The 15,262-nt window shown below is 35.5% G+C and carries 13 protein-coding genes, 1 pseudogene and 1 riboswitch; of the genes and pseudogenes, 8 read left to right on the top strand and 6 right to left on the bottom strand.

Annotation, left to right across the window (positions count from 1 at the left end):
* Positions 1-7: 7 nt before the first annotated feature.
* Complete coding sequence (locus QUF99_RS24845; RefSeq protein ID WP_289373679.1) at positions 8-1,009, bottom strand: ABC transporter substrate-binding protein; 1,002 nt, start codon at positions 1,007-1,009, stop codon at positions 8-10.
* A 121-nt stretch (positions 1,010-1,130) separates the two neighbouring features.
* Here QUF99_RS24845 and QUF99_RS24840 point away from each other — a divergent pair, with 121 nt between their 5' ends.
* The gene (locus QUF99_RS24840) at positions 1,131-1,427 is read left to right on the top strand and encodes a DUF3986 family protein (protein WP_289373678.1); all 297 of its coding nucleotides are present in this window, start codon (positions 1,131-1,133) and stop codon (positions 1,425-1,427) included.
* A gap of 481 nt (positions 1,428-1,908) precedes the next feature.
* On the opposite strand, the gene QUF99_RS24835 is transcribed toward QUF99_RS24840, so the two are convergent.
* Positions 1,909-3,258 carry an APC family permease gene (locus QUF99_RS24835; protein WP_289373676.1) on the bottom strand — a complete coding sequence of 450 codons (1,350 nt, stop codon included), beginning with the start codon at positions 3,256-3,258 and terminating at the stop codon, positions 1,909-1,911.
* 652 nt (positions 3,259-3,910) lie between these two features.
* On the opposite strand from QUF99_RS24835, the gene ald reads away from it, so the two are divergent.
* The 4 genes and pseudogenes from ald (at position 3,911) to QUF99_RS24815 (ending at position 8,583) form a co-directional block, all read left to right on the top strand.
* A complete protein-coding gene (gene ald / locus QUF99_RS24830) occupies positions 3,911-5,023 on the top strand; it encodes an alanine dehydrogenase (protein WP_289373674.1) in 1,113 nt (370 codons plus the stop codon).
* Positions 5,020-6,018 (top strand): bifunctional threonine ammonia-lyase/L-serine ammonia-lyase TdcB, encoded by a 999-nt coding sequence (gene tdcB / locus QUF99_RS24825; protein WP_289373672.1) that lies wholly within the window; start codon positions 5,020-5,022, stop codon positions 6,016-6,018. The genes ald and tdcB overlap by 4 nt, the downstream gene beginning before the upstream one ends.
* 104 nt (positions 6,019-6,122) lie before the next feature.
* Positions 6,123-6,338: pseudogene (locus QUF99_RS24820) on the top strand (amino acid permease C-terminal domain-containing protein); the annotation flags it as partial.
* A gap of 436 nt (positions 6,339-6,774) precedes the next feature.
* The gene (locus QUF99_RS24815; RefSeq protein ID WP_289373671.1) at positions 6,775-8,583 is read left to right on the top strand and encodes an acyltransferase family protein; all 1,809 of its coding nucleotides are present in this window, start codon (positions 6,775-6,777) and stop codon (positions 8,581-8,583) included.
* Between the two features lie 353 nt (positions 8,584-8,936).
* Here the strand turns inward: QUF99_RS24815 and QUF99_RS24810 are convergent, their stop codons facing one another.
* Complete coding sequence (locus QUF99_RS24810; RefSeq protein WP_289373669.1) at positions 8,937-9,269, bottom strand: hypothetical protein; 333 nt, start codon at positions 9,267-9,269, stop codon at positions 8,937-8,939.
* Positions 9,270-10,187, bottom strand: a complete 918-nt coding sequence (locus QUF99_RS24805) for a Nif3-like dinuclear metal center hexameric protein (protein WP_289373667.1) — start codon at positions 10,185-10,187, stop codon at positions 9,270-9,272. It lies immediately after the preceding gene.
* 281 nt (positions 10,188-10,468) lie between these two features.
* Here QUF99_RS24805 and QUF99_RS24800 point away from each other — a divergent pair, with 281 nt between their 5' ends.
* Positions 10,469-10,792 (top strand): iron-sulfur cluster biosynthesis family protein, encoded by a 324-nt coding sequence (locus QUF99_RS24800; protein WP_289373666.1) that lies wholly within the window; start codon positions 10,469-10,471, stop codon positions 10,790-10,792.
* A gap of 309 nt (positions 10,793-11,101) precedes the next feature.
* Positions 11,102-12,007 carry a DMT family transporter gene (locus QUF99_RS24795; protein WP_289373664.1) on the top strand — a complete coding sequence of 302 codons (906 nt, stop codon included), beginning with the start codon at positions 11,102-11,104 and terminating at the stop codon, positions 12,005-12,007.
* A gap of 28 nt (positions 12,008-12,035) precedes the next feature.
* Here the strand turns inward: QUF99_RS24795 and QUF99_RS24790 are convergent, their stop codons facing one another.
* On the bottom strand, positions 12,036-12,257 hold the full coding sequence (locus tag QUF99_RS24790; protein WP_289373663.1) for a hypothetical protein: 222 nt from the start codon (positions 12,255-12,257) through the stop codon (positions 12,036-12,038).
* Between the two features lie 245 nt (positions 12,258-12,502).
* On the opposite strand from QUF99_RS24790, the gene QUF99_RS24785 reads away from it, so the two are divergent.
* Positions 12,503-12,883: an ATP synthase subunit I gene (locus QUF99_RS24785; protein WP_289373662.1), complete on the top strand. Its 381-nt coding sequence runs from the start codon at positions 12,503-12,505 to the stop codon at positions 12,881-12,883.
* Between the two features lie 291 nt (positions 12,884-13,174).
* On the opposite strand, the gene pckA is transcribed toward QUF99_RS24785, so the two are convergent.
* Positions 13,175-14,761 (bottom strand): phosphoenolpyruvate carboxykinase (ATP), encoded by a 1,587-nt coding sequence (gene pckA / locus QUF99_RS24780; RefSeq protein ID WP_289373660.1) that lies wholly within the window; start codon positions 14,759-14,761, stop codon positions 13,175-13,177.
* A gap of 231 nt (positions 14,762-14,992) precedes the next feature.
* Positions 14,993-15,114: riboswitch (SAM riboswitch) on the top strand.
* Positions 15,115-15,262: the final 148 nt, after the last annotated feature.

Genomic DNA, 15,262 nt, shown 5'->3' with positions numbered 1-15,262 from the left:
TTCGCCTCTATTTCTTAATAACGCTCTCGGCAATTTTTGTATTAACGAGCGCCTCGTGTGGGGCTTCTTTTTGTAATTCGCCAGCTTCCTTCATAATCTTTTGCAACTGTTTCCATTCTTCCGCGTCTAATAATGGATTTGTCGCATAGGAATGCTGTTTTTTGTAACGCTCAATTACTTTTACGGTAATATCTTTTGAAGTATCTTTAAACAGTGGTGTAACAGCTGTTGCGATTTCTTCAGGGCTATGTGTATCGACCCATTGCTGTGCTTTGTATAATGCACGCGTGAACTTCTCAGCAGCCACTTTGTCTTTCTTTAAGAAACTTTGTTTTGCCATAAAGGTTGTGTACGGGACAGTTCCAGACTCAGCGCCAAAAGAAGCAACGATGTAGCCCTTTCCTTCTTTTTCAAAAATGCTTGCTGTCGGTTCAAAGAGCTGTACAAATTCCCCTGTACCAGATGCGAAGGCATTTGCAATATTTGCAAACTCAATGTTTTGTACTAAATTTGTATCTTTGTGCGGATCAATACCATTTTTTTTCAGAACGTATTCACCGACCATTTGCGGCATACCGCCTTTTCTTTGGCCAAGGAATGTAACACCTTTTATATCGTTCCAATTAAAGGAGTCTAATTTTTTGCGTGAGACAAGAAATGTGCCATCTGTTTGTGTGAGCTGTGCAAAGTTAATAATTGGATCCTTTGCTCCTTGTTGATGAACATAAATAGATGTTTCGGAACCGACAAGTGCGACATCAATCCCGCCTGATAACAGTGCAGTCATCGTTTTATCGCCGCCAGCCGTCGTTTGCAGGTCAATGTCTAGCCCTTCCTCTTTAAAGAAGCCCTTTTCCATGCCGACATATAGCGGTGCATAGAAGAGAGAATGCGTGACTTCACCGACGCGAATCTTTTGCGTCTGCTCTGTATCATCTTTTTTATTACACGCCACAAATGTAAAAACGGTAAGGACAAGTATACAAAAAACAGCTATACATTTTTTCAATATCAGACACCTCCTAGAAATGGATCTACTGCCATGATATGTAGGTAAGTGCCCAGATGTGAGTGGACAGAGGAGGGATTTTTTGGGAGAAATAGAAGTACAAATATAAGGGGTGATTGAGATGAAATATGAATATGATGATAACATGCATTTACATCTCGACTATTTTGGAGAGGAGTATGATGTGGAATCGGTTGCTTATAAGAGAAAGAGCGAAGATGTGTGGGATGTCTTTTTTAACTTTGCTTTTTACGGGATTCAGCCAATACGAGTACAGGAAGATGCATATATGGACGATTATTCGGGATATCACGTGTGTTCCATACCTGTCCATGATTTAAGCTGGGAATTTGGAAGTGCAAAGTTTGAAGAATGGTTACTGAAAAATCGTATATTAGAGAAGGTAATGAAGAAATAGGGATTTCATTTATATTATTAAAGAAAAAGATGGATACAGTTAAAGATTTGATTGAGGAATGGATAAAAGAAGAGGCGAAGCGGCATGTACTAGAAATACTTATTTTTAGCCCTTTCATTGAAATTTTGGTACTTACAAGTTTTCTAGTGCTCATGTAAAGAGATGAGTTTTTATTCACAGTTTAAATGGAAAAAACAAAAAGTCATTCTAATTAGAATGACTTTTTGTTTCCCTAGTAATAAGTATTTAACATGTAGTGAGAGATTGTTAGAATAAATAATTCTACTTGGACACAATTAGAATCACTACATGCTCAGTATAACATATACAATTAAAGGATTTTGTTACATATTTTTGAAATTTCGTTTAACAATGCTTTGATTTTTGTGAAAATTATATAGCATATTCGTTTCGCGGAGAAAAAACTCTAGAATGTTACTTAGATTAACTGCTTAATCTGAGTAACAGGATTACTAAAAAACTAATCATTGTCTTCCGTTTTAATGTGTTTACTACGCATTGCAAAGTAAATGGGAAGACCTAAGAGAGTTAGTCCTATTCCACATGATGCTAATAAGGTTTGCGTGAATAGCGTATTAATAACGATGAATAATCCGCTTAAAATAGCGATGATCGGGATAAATGGGTATAGTGGTACTTTGTAAGGACGCTTAAGTTCTGGCTCTCTCTTCCGTAAAATGAATACAGCTAGAAATGTCAGTGTATAGAATATCCATATAACAAATACCAACATATCTGTTAATGTATTAAATCCGCCTATAAGCATCATAATTGCAGAGACCAATAAGATAAAAATCCCGCAGTTATAAGGAATGCGGCTATTTTTAGATAATTTAGCGAACCAGTTGCTGAAAGGTAATTTGTTTTCTATTGCCATTGCATAAGGAATACGCATACCAGTCATGATATAGCCATTAATAGTCCCGAATACTGAAATTAAGATACCGATTGTAACTAGTTTTCCGCCAATTGAGCCGAAAATAATTGTTGCTACTTCAGATGCTGGTGTATCAGTTCCTGCAAGTGCTCCTGCAGACATGACCATTAGGAATGCGATATTGATTAGTAAGTAAACGACCGTAACAGTTGATAAGCCTAAAACAATCGCTTTAGGTAAGTCTTTTTTAGGATTTTTCATTTCTCCAGCGATATTACCAACATGAATCCATCCATCATACGCAAACATTGTTGCAAGTAAGCCAGAGCCAAGGGCAGAGATGAATGATTTATCTGGTCCTGCTTCTATTGGGAATAATTGAAAAGTTACATCACTTTTGTGTAGTAATCCAAAAATAATGAGAAGAGCTAAAGGGAATAATTTGCATATTGTAGAAACGACCTGAATTCCTCCGGCAGCTTTAGCCCCCAAAAAATTCATGAGTGTTACAAAAGTTGCAGTAAAAACAGCGATACCAATAATCAGCATTTTATTCTCACTCGCATCTAATCCGAATAAGCTAACTGCTTGTGTACCGAAAATAATGGCAAGTGCAGCAATGTTTGCTGGAAAATAGATTACAGTTTGTGCCCATCCTAGTAGAAAGGCAATTAAATCACCATAAGTCCGTTTTAAATACGCCATCATTCCACCTGTTTTTGGAATAGCTGCAGAGAGTTCAGCCGCAGTTAATCCAGCGCAAACAGTCATGATGCCTCCTATTATCCATGCAAGTAATCCTAAGCTTCCAGATCCTGTTACGCCATATAATGCAGTTGGTTTAAAGAATACACCTGCGCCGATAACTGTACCAATAACAGTCATCAAAGCTGAAAAGAAGCCAATCTCTTTTTTTAGTTGTTGCTGTGACAAAAGAATCCCTCCTCGATTAAAAGATCATTTTTTAATTTCCGTTTTAGAAATCCACATACATTATGTGAAGTGTTTCACATAAATAAAAATAGAAAAGACATTTAATGAAACATTGTATGAGAATGTTTACATTAATTAAGGTGATTCAGTATAGAGCCCTAATTTGTTGTTATATTTGAATAATCATTTTATACGTACATCATATTTTTTTTACACAGAAAAGTAAACAATAAAAATAAAGATTAAATTATCGAAATAATCAATCGCAGGAAGTCTATTATTAGTAAGCAATGTATATTGAAAAATGAATAGAGTACAGATGATTGATCGTATAAAAGTTCGCTGTATAGATATCTAAGTAGTTACAAAAAAAATATTTTTGTGTATATTAACAAGATTTATATAATTAGAATTTAATGATTTGAAAGAATAATAAAACAATAAAATCATGTGAAATATTTCACATGATTTTATTGACATGCTATTTATTGTGGTGCTATCGTGTAAGTGTAATAGCTTATAAGAAAAAATAAATTATATCGCTATAACTATGTTATTCTATTTGATATTTTTATTTATATGTTTCATCACTTTCATTTCAATAACATAACAAGCCATGTAATTTATATTAAATTCAAAAGGGTGTGTTAATGTGAAGATTGGAGTAGTTAAAGAGATTAAAAAAGGAGAAGCCCGTGTTGGGATGACCCCTGAAAATGTTCAAAAATTAGTTATAGATGGACATCAAGTATTAATAGAAAAAGATGCAGGTGTAGGATCCGGTTATACAAATGATGAATACATAGGTGCAGGTGCACGTTTAGTAAACCAAGATCAAGCTTGGGATGTTGATATGGTGGTAAAAGTTAAAGAACCACTAGCTGAAGAGTATAAGTATTTTAAAAAAGATTTAATTGTATGGGGATTTTTACATTTAGCAGCTTCAAAAGAATGCGTTGAAGCAATGAAAAAAGCGGGAACTACTGCAATTGCAGGAGAAACAATTAGCGAAAATGGTGTTTTAACTCTATTAAAACCTATGAGTGCAATTGCTGGTCGTCGTGCAGTATTTATGGGAGCTTACTATTTGGAAAAGCAACATCAAGGAGAAGGGATTTTATTATCAGGAATAGATGGTATACCTGCTGGTAATGTTGTGATTTTAGGTGGGGGTAATGCTGCGATTAATGCGTGTGATATGGCTATTGGAATTGGTTGCTATGTAACTATTTTAGAACTAAACAAAAAACAAATTGAGTATTTAAAAGATAAATATACCAATGCTCCAGTTAAGGTTTTTGAATCTAATACTGAAAATTTAGAGAAGTATATAAAAGAAGCAGACTTATTCATTTCAACAATCTTAATACCAGGTTCTAAGCCACCAAAAATTGTTAAAGAATATATGGTTCAATCAATGAAACCTGGAAGTATCATAGTTGATATTGCAATTGACCAAGGTGGTACAGTAGAAACAGTTGATCACTATACAACACATAATGATCCTGTATTTATTAAACATGATGTACTACATTATGCCGTACCAAATATGCCTGGAGCCACCCCACGTACTGCTACTATGGCGTTAGCAAATGGAAATATTGAATATTTATTAGCAATTGCTAAAGATGGCTTAGAAGATACAATTAAAAATAAACCAGCATTAGCATATGGTATAAACATCTATAAGGGAACTATTACCTATGAAAATTTAGGAAAAACGTTAGGGCTAGATTATAAGCAATTGAAGGAAGTGTTAATATGATTAACAAAACATTGCCATTACATATTGTTGATATCAAAAAAGCCAAACAAGTTCTTGATGGAAATGTTCGTAAAACGCCTTTAGTTAAATCCTTTTATTTAACTAGTAAAACGGGTGGAGAAATCCATTTGAAATTAGAAAATATGCAATTAACGGGTTCCTTTAAATTTCGTGGTGCATTTAATAAAATTTCACATTTAACAGATGAAGAAAAAGCACGTGGTGTTATTGCTTGTTCAGCTGGTAACCATGCACAAGGTGTTGCACTATCTTCACATTTACTTGGTATCAAAAGTAAAATTGTTATGCCAACTTCTGCACCAAAAGCAAAAGTTGATGCCACAGAAGGTTATGGTTCAGAAGTCATTTTATATGGTGACACTTTCGACGATGCAAAAGCTAGATGTGAGAAAATTACAAAAGAGACTGGAGAAACATTCTTACACCCATATGATGACGTCGATGTAATGGCAGGTCAAGGAACAATTGGTTTAGATATTCTTGATGACATGTGGGATGTTGATACTGTAATTGTTCCAATTGGCGGCGGCGGACTTATTTCAGGTGTAGCTGTTGCACTTAAATCATTTAATTCTGCTATTAATATAATTGGTGTTCAAGCGGATAATGTTCACGGAATGAAAGCTTCTTACGATGCGAATAAAATAGTAGATCATTATGTGGCACCAACTATGGCAGATGGATGTGCAGTTAAAGTTCCGGGAAGTTTAACTTTTGAGATTGTTAAAGAATTAGTTGATGATATTGTAACTGTATCAGAAGAAGAATTAGAATTGTCCATGAAAGATTTACTACAACGTGGTAAAGCAGTTGTAGAAGGTGCAGGAGCATTAGCTACAGCAGCCCTACTCGCAGGTAAAGTTGATAAATATATAAAAGGTAAAAAAGTAGTAGCGGTTGTATCAGGAGGAAATGTTGATTTACAACGTATTTCAAATGTGTGCGAACATTTCTTTGCCAATGAAGTAAAATAACATTGAAAACAGTGTTGATATAAAAATAAAGTTGCGTAATAGTTTCATAGAATATAAGAAGAGCTAAGAGAGAAAACCTCTTAGCTCTTCTCAGTAAAAGGGGCATACAACGTGGATTTATGGTTCCACTTGTACCAATCTTACCGATTATTTCAATCGCATGTTGTCTATTCTTAATGGTTAACTTGCCGTTACAAACGTGGATCTATTTTGGGATTTGGTTAGCAATCGGGGTATTCGTATATTTTACTTATTCGATAAAACATAGTCATCTAAAAGAAGATGGAAGTTCGAAAGATAGCTTTAAAGAAGTAAATTGAGATAGGGACAACTCTCAAAAAATTAAATAGTAGGTTTTAAAGTATTACAATTTCTTTTTATCCCGCATTAACGGGCAGTAATTGGACAAATTGGTCAGGTTCACAGTGTTGGTTAATAAGAAAAGAGGATGTCCTAAAAGTAAAGCTTTTAGGGCATCCTTTTTTTTACTTCGATGAGTAGGAAGTCATTACAAGAGAAAGTTTATTCATACAAACTATTCTATGATACCGGAGGACATGATAAAATTCTATATATTGCGTATGTAATCGTAAAAAAATAAGTATTTTTGTTGGTGCGTTTTGTAATATGTTTGTAACTTTTTCATTTTGCATTTATTTTATACTTTTTAGGTGTAAAACAGAAAGAAACGATTGATAGAATCTTATATTGTAGGTATTTTTCTGAATTTTTGGATAGATATGGAGGGGACTGTGAATGCCCACACCAATAAAAAAAAATAGCCGCTATATGGTTGGATTAGATAGTCTAAGAGGCCTAGCTATACTAGGTGTTATTTTGTATCATATCAATTTTAATTGGATGCCTGGGGGATTTCTAGGTGTTACTGTATTTTTTGTGCTTTCTGGTTATTTAATTACGGATATTCTTGCTGCTGAATGGATACGAAGTGAGAAAATTGATTTGAAGAAGTTTTGGCTCAGTAGAGCAAAGCGATTACTTCCTGGAATGCTTGTTATGCTCATAGTGGTCTTGGCATGGATTACAATTTTCCATAGTTCTTTGCTAGGAAAGATGCGTGGAGATTCACTCGCAGCTTTATTATATTTCAGTAACTGGTGGTATATTTACCATAAAGTATCATACTTTGATAGCTTTAGCCAACTTTCTCCGCTGAATCATTTTTGGTCGTTAGCTGTTGAAGAACAGTTTTATGTAATCTGGCCGTTTATGATTAGCCTAGCATTCCGTTACATAAAAAAGCAGTCGCGCATCATTTTATTCATTCTTCTAGGAGCAATTGCCTCAGCGTTAGCAATGGGAATCATGTATGAACCAGGGGCTGATCCGAGTAGAATTTATTACGGTACTGATACAAGGGCTTTTTCATTACTTATTGGCGCAGCACTGGCTTTAATTTGGCCGAGCAGAAGGCTTGCTCATAGAATTTTGCCGCCAGCACGTCTCGTTTTGGATATTATAGGCGGGATTGCTTTAATCGTCATTCTCATTATGTTTTGGAAGACGAATCAGTATGATCCTTTTCTATACCGAGGAGGAATGGTCCTTTTATCGGTTGCGACTGCCTTGTTAGTAGCAAATCTTGCTCATCCTACAAGCCGAATCGCTAAAGTTCTAAACTTTAGACCTTTACGGTGGATGGGTGTACGATCTTATGGAATATATCTTTGGCATTATCCGATTATTACATTGACGAGCCCGCAAGTAAGTACGGGTGAATTTCAGCTTACGAGGGCGATTTTGCAATTTGTACTTATTATATTTGTTGCACAAATTTCGTGGAAGTTTATTGAAAATCCAATACGTCAAGGGGCACTGAAGAATGTTAGTTTCAAGAACTGGAGAATAAGAAATTTAGTATTAGGTGGTAAGCTAGCTTTAGTAAGTGCACTATTAATTTCTGCGATAGCTGCTTTTGGTTTAACAACGGCTAGCCAGGCAAAGAATAATCCGAAGAAAGATACAGCGGAAACGGTGCAACAAGAGCAGCCTAAACATCCAACTGTAGTAAGAGAGGAACCACCTCAAAATAAAGAAGAAAAAGAAGCCGTTTCTTCAAAGCCTGAAGAGCCTCTAACCGTTACGGCCATTGGTGATTCAATTATGATTGACATTGCTCCATATTTGAAAAATACTTTTCCTAATATTAAGATTGATGCAGAGATTGGTCGACAAATGTCTCAAGCAATTACTGCGGTAGAGAAAATGAAGAGTGAGGGGAATTTAGGCAATCGTGTCATTATTGGATTAGGTACCAACGGAGCTTTTACCAATGATCAATTGGTATCACTAATACAATTGATCGGGAATGAACGTAAAATTGTGTTAATCAATACAAGGGTACCACGTCCATGGGAATCATTGGTTAATCAAAAATTAAAGGAAGTAGCATCAGCTTACCCAAATGTGACGTTAGTCGATTGGTATTCAGCAAGCGCTGGAAATAAGACGTACTTTGAACCAGATGGCGTACATTTAACGAAAGTGGGTGCAGAAGCATACGCTTCACTTGTAGCAAATCAACTTAATCGTTCTAATGAGTGATTCGATTCAATCAAGAATGTTAAGAACCCTGGTATAACTGTAAAATGGTATTTGGCTTGATTTTGAATAGAATCACTTACAAACAGATTCGTGTATGTATCCTTAATAAGATGTTTTTTTATGATATTAGGATCATTAAAATATAACCAAAAAAAGAACTTGTAGCATATCTACAAGTTCTTTTTTTGGTTATATTGGATAACAGGGTAATTAAACAAAACAGTTTAACAGGGAGTGTTACTTAGGAACTTATAAGTCTAGTATATAACAGGTCGCAACATTTGCATGAGTTTAGTATTGAAAATTATGTGAATTTAAAAATTCGCGAGTATATATTTCATAAACTCCTCCAATTAGTCTCGCATACTAAACCCAATTACTTTCTTTGTTTCCATATCAACAATTGCATCTAAATTACCTAGACTTGGAGAGCGATTGGATGAAAAGGAGACGCGGTATACTTCTTTTCCAATATAAGATGAATCTTTTACAGAAGATATTCCTGATTGCAATGCTTCGATTGTAACTTTAGCATTTTTCCAGTCACCAACTACTTCTTCTTTATGATGTTCAGATAATTGATCCCATACGGCTTTCTTTATTTTGTCATCTGGATTATTTGTACATGCGCTTAACAGAAAACACGCAACAGCTATGATACTGAATAAGAATATTCGGATACGCATTTAATACCACCATTTTTTCTGGGGTAGTAAAACAGTGTCTGCATTGAAATTTTGTATAAACCAGTCTCGCATCAATGTTTTCTTCACTAAGTATTCAGAAGCGGAATGGGAAACACCAATGAGTGACATATTCGTTTGTGTGACATAATCTTCAATTAATGAATATTGATATCGTCCATATTTGTTATCGATATGGCAATGAATTTCTCCTGTGATATATGCTTGCGCCCCTTTTGTTTCTGCTTCTTTTAGTAGATCAACTTTATCACCACATCCAGCAATAATGGCAACTTTCGTAATTGCTTCGTGTCTTTTTCCTTCAAAGTCTATATATGGAATCTCAAACATTTCTTGTAGGTGCTGCTCAAGAACACTCGTTGTTGTTTCAGAGATTTCGCAAATTAGTCCAACTGGTTCATCCGTTCCGTTGTAGCAAAATCCATCTACTACATGTGCTTGCAGTGCTTTGGCAATAGCGAAGCTTGTTCCGTAAGTTTGATGGTGGTCCATAGGAACGTGACATGTGTATACAGATAGTTCTTTTTCCTTGATAGCCTGTAGGTAGCGAGGCGGGATGGAGACAAAGCCTCTACCTGATTTTCCAAGTGGATCACCGCATTCCATAACAAGTGGATGATGCATAAACAATAGATCTCCTGGCTGAGCCTGCGTGATAAACTTTTCAAGGACATCATCTGTTGGGAATACTGCTAAAAAGATGGTATTTACTGTTTCGGCACCTTTCATCATTAGACCGTTAAAATAAGTAACAAAATCAGTTTCGAAGAATTGTTGCCAAGGGAACTTAATTGAATCATATACAGCAGGAATAAAGCAGCTGAAGGCAGTGTCCTTTCCGTACTTTCTAATTTGAAATAAATCATCTAATGCGTGTTGTACTTCTTGTAAAGTTGACATTGTACATCCTCCTTTATCCCGCATTAACGGGCAGTAATACCCCCACCTCAAAATTCAGCAAAAGCAAAGAAGTTAGGTGGGGGATAAACTGTCCGTAAAAGCCCGATTGGTTCAACTAATAATCAGTGGGAGATGGAGAAAACCCCCACTGATTAAAGTTTCACTGTATGACATATATTGTATATTAGTCTTAATTTTCTGTATACAATAAACGGATAGAATTCACAAAAAGGATGGTACAATATAAGAAGTGCTATGTAATGACGTAGGAGGAATAATATATGAATGTTACCGTAACAGATGCAGCATATAAAAAAATTGTGGATACGATTCCAAGTGAGGCAAACTACATAAAATTATTTTACGATACAGAAGGATGCGGCTGTGTAATGTGTGGGATTATTGACTTAGTTGCTGTATCAGAAAAAGATGAGCGTGATGTGGATATTGCATCAAACAAGTTCCAGTTTATTGCGGATCGAACAAAGCTTGTTTTCATGGATGATAACTTGACTGTTGATTTGCATGAATCAGGGGGGCATTTTCAATTAAAAAGCTCGAGTCAATTTTATAATCCAAACATGAAACTTCATATTAGAGTGTAATTGATTTAGAAGGAGCGAATTGTGTGCTCCTTTTTCTTATGAAACTTTGTTATATAAATACAAATTAAAAAAACGACATAAACCCCTTCTTTTTAGGTGGGAGAGAGCATCCGGCCATGCATAGAAGCGGTCAGATCCTTTTCCTGCCCCAGACACAGTGAAAACAAAGAAAGGAAACGAGTGCAGGTCACCTTTTGTTATCTATAGCCACGGCTTATATGTCGAAAAATCAAAATGAATTTATATAGTTAATAAAATGTACACTAGATTGAATTTTCTGTATAATTTTATTTGCGGAGGGGATTGCACATGAGAAAATGGGGGATTGAATTATTACTGTTAAGTGTTGTCATCATTTGGGGTGTGAATTATACGATTGGGAAATATGGACTCGAGGAGTTTACGGTGGTTGAGTTTACCGCACTCCGTATGGTTTCAGCAGCACCGCTATTATTATTGCTTACATTTTATATTGAAAAATCATTGTACATGGAGCGAAGAGACGTACCAAGACTAATTGTTGTTAGTATTGTTGGTATAATATTGTATCAAACATTATTTATGGAGACCATCAAATATACTTCCGCGACGAACGCTTCGTTACTCATTTCTATTTCACCTATTTTTACAACGATGTTTGCAATTTTTTTGAAACAAGAGAAATTTTCCTCACGAAAATTAGTTGGTTCTGTTACAGCTTGTATTGGTGCGGCACTGGTTTTAGTGGCTGGACATTCGCTGGCGCAATCTTTTTACGGAAATGGAATTGGGCTTATTACATCTATTTGTTGGGGACTGTACCCAGTATTAGCAGCGCCACTTATCAAAAAGTATTCGGCACTGCGCGTGACTGCATGGTCAGCTGTTGTTGGGGCGATTCCGCTCGTTATACTGAGCGGGTGGTATATTGTTTGGTTGCCGTTTCGGATTGAAAATGGAATTACATGGTTCGCGCTATTATATTCTATTTTTTTTGTAACGGTATTTGGGCTAGTCATGTGGTATGTAGGGATTCAAAAAATCGGTGCGTCTCATACGATGGTGTATATGTATATTACACCGCTTGTGGCGGTTGTATTTGCGGCTGTATGGGCAAAAGAGCAAATATCATTGCAGCAAATCATTGGCGGATGTATTATTTTTCTCGGATTATGGTTTGTGAAGTCTGAAAAGTTGGAAGAACAGCCAGTTATACAAGAAAATATATCAAAATAGGAAAACAGATCAGAAATGATCTGCTTTCCTATTTTTTTATTTTAGGTAATAAAATTAGAAACAAAATAGAGGTAATAAACGGAATTAAGTTGAGAAAAGGTAAGCGGAAAAATGCGATGAGTATCATACCAGTAAGAAGAACACCGAGGACTGCATAGAAAATGCTATGGTTTTTTGTGTACCAATATAAAGTTAATCCAATAAGTGCCGGAATGAGAAAATGAATGAGAGCTATTAAAAGGTAAATCATCATACGCCCCCTTTCGTTTTGTACTTACTACATCATATCCACTTTTTTATAGATTGATATCTTTTTTTTTATGAATCTAGAAAAAATGTTTGCAAAAACGTCACAATTCGCCCTACGTTCATAAAAGAAATCTTGTATAATATTATTTTCGAAAAATATTTTAACACTATAAAAACTATGTTTATAGTGTTTTTTCTTTTGAACGTAACAGATAAGATCTGATGATAGTTGTAAAGGAGAATCGCATGATTAGTATGTCATTACGAGCATTTAAAGTACAAATGTATTATTTGTTAGGTGCTATGTTATTAGGATGGGCAATCACACCTTTTTCTGCTCATTTTTTAGGTATAGGAATTGGTTTACTTGTTAGTATGTATTGTGTTTGGATTTTAGGAAGACGTATTGAAAAGCTTGGAGATAGTATTGTAAAAAAGAGCAAAGCACCATCACTAGGTATGATTAATCGATTTGCTGCAGCAATACTAGGTGCTGTTATTATGTATGAAATTGAACACCATATGGTCATGTGGGCATTTGCTGTTGGGATTATGGGTGGTTATTTTTTAATTGTGATTAACTTAGGATATTACAGTATGAAAGATGAGAATAAAGTGAAACTTTGATCGGTGGGGGACATTCCCGACTGATTATTAGCCCTCACCAATAGGGCTTTTACGGACGGTTTAGCCCACTTAACTTCGTTGCTTCTTGCAGAATTTTAAGGCGGGGGTATTACTACCTGTTAATGGGGGATAAATAAAAGAAAGAGGCTTACGAGTTTTTCGTAAGCCTCTTTTTTATCTAAGTGTGTGTGATTGCAAAGCCGCATGGGTTTTGTCGGTGAGTACGCAGACTTTACAATAACAGCATACTTATTCATATGAGTAAGGGGTATTTCAACAGTAAAATTCAAATTAAGCGATTGGGCCACCAAGTTTTATGATATTTTCAGAAACGGTATCAAACTTCTTGAAGTTTTCTTGGAATTTACCTGCAAGCTCATTTGCTTTTGCGTTGTAAGCAGCTTTATCAGCCCATGTTTGTTGAGGCATTAATACTTCATCAGGTACACCTGGTACATGAAGTGGTACTTCAAGACCAAAGATGTCATGTTTCACTGTTTCAGCGTTATCAAGCTCACCGTTTAATGCAGCTTGCACCATTGCACGAGTGTAACCTAAGTTCATACGTTTACCAACGCCATATTCGCCGCCAGTCCAGCCAGTGTTAACTAAGAACACTTTTGCATCATGTTTCTCAATTTTTTCACCAAGCATTTCTGCATAACGAGATGCATCAAGCGGTAAGAATGGAGAACCGAAGCAAGTTGAGAATGTAGCTTGCGGAGATGTAACACCACGTTCTGTTCCAGCAAGTTTACTAGTGTAACCGCTTAAGAAATGATACATAGCTTGCTCTTTTGTTAATTTACTGATTGGAGGTAATACGCCAGACGCATCAGCTGTTAAGAAAATGATTGTATTAGGATGTCCTGCAACGCTTGGTAATACGATATTATCGATCGCATGAATTGGGTATGCAGCACGAGTATTTTCTGTTAATGCTGTATCATTATAGTCTGCAATACGTGTATTTTCATCAATGACAACGTTTTCTAAAACAGATCCAAATGTAATGGCATTAAAGATTTGTGGTTCTTTCTCTTCAGAAAGGTTGATACATTTTGCATAGCAACCGCCTTCAATATTGAATACGCCGTTATCAGACCAGCCGTGTTCATCATCACCAATTAATTTACGGTGTGGATCAGCAGATAATGTTGTTTTACCAGTTCCAGATAAACCGAAGAATAAAGCAACGTCACCTTCTTCACCTACGTTTGAAGAGCAGTGCATAGAAAGAATGTCTTGTTCTGGAAGTAAGAAGTTCATAATAGAGAAGATTGATTTTTTCATTTCTCCAGCATACTCAGTACCACCGATTAATACGATACGTTTTTCAAAAGACACCATAATAAATGCTTCAGAATTTGTACCATCAATTTCTGGATCTGCTTTAAAGTTTGGTGCAGAGACAATTGTAAATTGTGCTTCATGATTTTTTTCTTCTTCTTCAGTTGGGCGAATGAATAATTGATGTACGAATAAATTATGCCATGCGTATTCGTTAACAACTTGAATTGGAAGACGATAGTTATGGTCAGCACCAGCGAATCCTTTAAATACGAATAATTCTTCTTTTTCTTTTAAGTATTCCAATACTTTCGTATATAATTTATTAAAATGTTCTTCAGAAATCGGTTGATTCACAGGTCCCCAAGCAATTTTATCCGCAACCGATGCTTCTTTCACAATGAATTTATCTTTAGGAGAACGTCCTGTATATTTTCCTGTTGAAGCAGAAACTGCACCAGTAGAAGTTAATTTTCCTTCATTTCTCATTAGTACTTTTTCCACTAATTGTGGAACACTTAGTTGAACCTGTGCATTGCTTCCGTTCAGTAATTCATGTAATCCAATTTGGACATTCACAGTACTCATAGTTACATACCATCCTTTTTTTATTTAATGAATTATTTCTCGTAATCCCCATCAAGAGTATAACACAATTATATAAATAATGTATACTATTTATTTGTTTTTGTTTGTGCGAATGTATTATTGCTTTTCTAGATATTTTATTCGATAAAAAATATGAAAAACTTGTAGGAATATGTGAATATTAATTGACAAATAAATATCATTTCTTTAGTATAGGTTGGGACGGATACTCTCTTATCCCGAGCTGGCGGAGGGACAGGCCCGATGAAGCCCAGCAACCTCACTTGTACGGTAAAAACAAGTGAATAGGTGCTAAAACCTGTGCGAGGCTTATTGGTCTCGAACGATAAGAGTAAAGGGCAAAAAGCAGTATGCAAGTAGCAAATTAAACCTTTCCTCTATTATAAATAGGAAAGGTTTTTCTTTATACTTGTGGGAGAATATATGAATGTCGCAGTTTGTGGCAAATTAAGGATGAGTTCCGTACAATATATACAATTA

The sequence above is a fragment of the Bacillus sp. DX4.1 genome (assembly GCF_030348195.1).
In the GTDB taxonomy this organism is placed as follows: Bacteria; Bacillota; Bacilli; order Bacillales; family Bacillaceae_G; genus Bacillus_A.
Note: the sequence above shows the minus strand (reverse complement) of the source record. Positions and strands in the feature narration are given on the sequence as shown.

What these genes read in the sequence shown, in the direction of transcription:
- QUF99_RS24840 (WP_289373678.1), top strand. Translation starts at nt 1,131, where the DNA reads ATGAAATATGAATATGATGATAACATGCATTTACATCTCGACTATTTT.
- tdcB (WP_289373672.1), top strand. Translation starts at nt 5,020, where the DNA reads ATGATTAACAAAACATTGCCATTACATATTGTTGATATCAAAAAAGCC.
- QUF99_RS24815 (WP_289373671.1), top strand. Translation starts at nt 6,775, where the DNA reads ATGCCCACACCAATAAAAAAAAATAGCCGCTATATGGTTGGATTAGAT.
- QUF99_RS24810 (WP_289373669.1), bottom strand. Translation starts at nt 9,269, where the DNA reads ATGCGTATCCGAATATTCTTATTCAGTATCATAGCTGTTGCGTGTTTT.
- QUF99_RS24805 (WP_289373667.1), bottom strand. Translation starts at nt 10,187, where the DNA reads ATGTCAACTTTACAAGAAGTACAACACGCATTAGATGATTTATTTCAA.
- QUF99_RS24800 (WP_289373666.1), top strand. Translation starts at nt 10,469, where the DNA reads ATGAATGTTACCGTAACAGATGCAGCATATAAAAAAATTGTGGATACG.
- QUF99_RS24795 (WP_289373664.1), top strand. Translation starts at nt 11,102, where the DNA reads ATGAGAAAATGGGGGATTGAATTATTACTGTTAAGTGTTGTCATCATT.
- QUF99_RS24790 (WP_289373663.1), bottom strand. Translation starts at nt 12,257, where the DNA reads ATGATTTACCTTTTAATAGCTCTCATTCATTTTCTCATTCCGGCACTT.
- QUF99_RS24785 (WP_289373662.1), top strand. Translation starts at nt 12,503, where the DNA reads ATGATTAGTATGTCATTACGAGCATTTAAAGTACAAATGTATTATTTG.
- pckA (WP_289373660.1), bottom strand. Translation starts at nt 14,761, where the DNA reads ATGAGTACTGTGAATGTCCAAATTGGATTACATGAATTACTGAACGGA.